This window comes from Micromonospora sp. 4G55 (assembly GCF_016803375.1).
Map to the genome: position 1 here is coordinate 1 of NZ_JAEVHN010000632.1, position 3,509 is coordinate 3,509.

Sequence of the window (3,509 nt, forward strand, 5' to 3'; positions counted from 1 at the left end):
CCGGGCCGGTGCCGGCGGCCGGCAGGTCGGTCGGCACGCGCAGCGCCCGGTGGGGCGTGACGTCGGGGACGGTGAGTTCCCGGATGCCCACCCCGCCGTCGAGCCGGTTGCCGGCCACCGCCAGCACGGTGATCCGGATGGTGCTGGTGGCCCCGGGCAGGGTGTAGTACGTCTGCGCGCCGAGCCCGGCGGCGACGTCGTGGTCGACCGAACCCCGGTCGGTGCTGATCCGGAACCGGGTCACCGGCCAGCCGACCCCGAGGTCGTCGACGAACGCCAGGGAGACCTGCTGGACCTCGCGCGGGGTGTCCAGGTCGAGCTGGAGCCACTGCCCCACCGGCCCGGCCAGGGCCGCGGAGTGCCAGGCGGTGCCGGCGTCACCGTCGACGGCGGCGAACGGCAGGTGCGACGGGTCGGCCGGGGCCAGGTTGTCCACGAAACTGGCCGCCGTGGAGGCGCTGACCTCACGCAGTCCCTGGTAGGTGGCGACGGTCTGGTGCCGGCGGCCACCGAAGGGCAGCAGGTCGAGGGCCACCCTCCCCTGCCGGCCCGACTCGGCGGCGGTCATGGTCTGGCTGAGGTTGTCCCGTACCCGGCCGATGTCGCGTTCCCGGCGGCGCAGGCCGTCGGTGACGATCCACCGGTCGCCGGTGGCGCCGACGTCGGCGTCGGCGTCGGACGGTCCCCGGCCAGCACCACCGGCCGGTCCCGCTCCACCACGCGCTGCTCCAGCAGCGGCAGCAGCGACTCGGGGCCGCCGCTGACCGTGGGCACGTCGGCGGTGAGCACCGCCGAGGCGGCCGGCACCGGGCGGTCCACCTCGTACACCTCGACGGCGGGCAGCGGACCGGCGTCGTCGTCGACCGGACTGCCGGCGGCCCGGCCGACCGCGTCGGTGTTGCCGAAGGTGGCCACCCGGGTGATCCCCGGCGACCCGGCCAGCGCCCGGCGCAGCACTGCCACCGGCGGGGCGTCGGTCTGCGTACGGTCGATGTCGTTGCGCAGCAGCAGGTGCCGGAAGCCGGAGCGGGCCAGGAAGTCGGCCAGCCCGGCCGAGCCGCGGCCACCGGCCAGCACCGTCTCGACGGTGTCCATCATCCGGATGTTGCCGATCGAGCCGAGCGGGATCTGGTGGCGCACCGCCCAGGGCGCCCCGGCCAGCGACTGCAACGGCTCGTCGACGGTGCGACCCCAGTCGTACTGGCCGAAGCCGGAGCCGGGCACCACCAGCGTGCGGGCCAGCGCGTCCCGGTCGGCGAGCCAGGTGGCTGCGGCCCGCCAGTGCGGCGGCAGGTCGGACCAGCCGGGGCCGGGTCGCAGCAGCCCGGTCCAGGCCGGCGCGGCCGCCCCCAGGACCAGGGCGAGGACCGGTACGAACACCACCGGGCGCAGCCGCAGCCCGGGCCGGCGGCGACGGGCGGCGGTGTGCAGCCGGGTGACCCAGGCGTCGACGCCGTGCGCGAAGCCGAGCATCAGCGGCAGCCGCAGCACCGGTTCCAGCTTGTGCACGTTGCGGAACGGCGCCAGCGGGCCGTCCAGCAGGTCGCGGACCTGCTCGGAGAGCGGGCTGTCCAGGCTGCCGACGTAGCCCATGGTGAGCAGGGTCAGCCCGGCCAGGAAGCCGAGCACCAGGAACCGCCGCTCGGGCAGCAGGTTGCCGGCCAGCCCGGCCAGGCCGACCAGCGCCACCACCGCGGTGAGCGCCATCAGCGCCGGGTGGTCGATCAGCAACCAGCCCGCCGGCCACCACGGGTCGCCCTGGACGATGTACGCCACCCACTGGTTGGTCCCACGTACCGCCTGGAACAGCGAGGCGACGGCGGTGGTCGTGGTGGACGACTCGATGTAGTCGAGGAACGGCAGGCTGTACTGGCCGAGCAGCAGCAGCGGCACGATCCACCAGAGGCAGACCCCGACGACGCAGACGCACCACCAGCCGACCAGCCGCAGGTGGGCGGCGTCCCAGCGGCGGGAGAGCAGCCACACCCCGGGCAGCACCAGGGCCATCAGCACCACGGCGGCGTTGATGCCGCCCATGCCGAGCACGGCCAGCGCGGAGAGCGCGGCGGCCCGGCGCGGCGAGCCGATCCGCTTCACCTGGACCAGCGGCAGCAGCACCCAGGGCAGCATCGCCGCGGAGAGGACCTCCGAGGAGAGCGCGCCGATCTCGGTGAGCATCCGGGGCGCCAGCGCGTAGCCGAGCGCGGCGGCGTACCGGGTCGGTTCGGTGCCGATGGCGAACGCGCGGGCCAGCCGCAGCAGGCCGTAGAAGGCGGCGCAGAAGAGCACCGCGCACCAGAGCCGCTGGGTGATCCACGGCGGCACGCCGAGCAGTTGCCCGGCGCCGAAGAACGGCCCCATCGGGAAGAGGTAGCCGTACGCCTGGTTCTGCAGTTCCCCGGAGGTGGCCTCCGGGTTCCACAGGTGCAGCGCCCGAGCCATGAAGTGCACCGGGTTCGCCGCCAGGTCGAGCTTGGTGTCGAAGGTGACCTGGCCGGGGCGCTGCGCGAACGCCAGCACGGTGAGCAGCAGCAGGCTGAGCGCGGTGGCGGGGGGCGTCGCGGACCGGCCGGACGATCCGGTCCAGCACCCGCCGCGCCGGGGCCGCGGTCACCGGCGGCACTCCGGGGGCAGGCAGCTCAGGTTGGCCAGGGCGGTGAAGAAGATCTGCCGCATCCCCTTCGGCTGGTCGGTCCGGAACACCTGCCCGCCGGTGACCTTGGCGATCGCGTTCAGCTCGTCCGGGTCGACGTCCCGGCCGAGGCCGATGAAGACGATCGGCAGCGGCTTGCGCGGGTCCTGCATCGCGGTGAGTTCAGCGAGGAACTTCTTCCGCTCGATGCCCTCGGCGTCCTCGTTACGCCCGTCGGTCATCACCAGCACCAGGTTGATCCGTCCCGGGGTCCAGTGCCGCCGGGCGTCCCGGTACGCCGCCAGGGTGGAGTCGTACAGGCCGGTGCCGCCCTGGGGCTTGACCTTCACCTCGGCCAGCCGCTGCGCCAGCGCGGCCCGCTGGGCGCGCAGCGGGCGGACCGGCAGGATCTCGCGGTAGTCCCGGTCGCCGTCGACCTTGGTGGAGAAGACCCAGATCCCGAGCTCGCTGTTGTCCAGCAGCAGCCCGGCACCCTCGCGGGCGGCGGCGAGGGTGGCGTCGAGCCGGGTGCCGCCGCCGGGCACCCGGGCGGCCATCGAGCCGGAGATGTCCAGCATGGTGATGATCCGGGCGCTGCGCTGCACGCCGCTCCACCCGGTCAGCATCTCGGTGACCGTCTCCTCGGCCGGCAGCGCCACCGGTTCGCGGACCGCCGGGTCGAGCCGGCGATCGCGCGGCATCGCCGGCGGGTAGCCGGCGGCGGTGCGGAAGCCGAATTCGGTCAGCACCTCGCGCGAGGCGCTGGTCAGCAGGTCGCTGAGGAAGCCGGCGGCGGCGTCGCGTACGGCGTCGCGCGCGGCGGCAGCACGGCGTACGGCAGGTCAAGCGAGGGCACCGCCACCTCCGGGTACGCGGC

At 74.7% G+C, this 3,509-nt stretch carries 3 protein-coding genes; all 3 read right to left on the reverse strand.

Going from position 1 to position 3,509, the window contains the following annotated elements; genetic code table 11:
• Window positions 1-568, reverse strand: a 568-nt coding sequence (locus tag JNW89_RS31340; RefSeq protein ID WP_238451817.1) for a discoidin domain-containing protein, incomplete at its 3' end; no start/stop codon positions are given.
• Entirely contained in the window at window positions 565-2,520 is a 1,956-nt protein-coding gene (locus JNW89_RS31345; protein WP_238451818.1) for a DUF3367 domain-containing protein, read from the reverse strand. The genes JNW89_RS31340 and JNW89_RS31345, both read right to left, overlap by 4 nt.
• A 90-nt stretch (window positions 2,521-2,610) precedes the next feature.
• Window positions 2,611-3,381: a VWA domain-containing protein gene (locus JNW89_RS31350; RefSeq protein ID WP_238451819.1), complete on the reverse strand. Its 771-nt coding sequence runs from the start codon at window positions 3,379-3,381 to the stop codon at window positions 2,611-2,613.
• Between the last annotated feature and the right edge of the window lie 128 nt (window positions 3,382-3,509).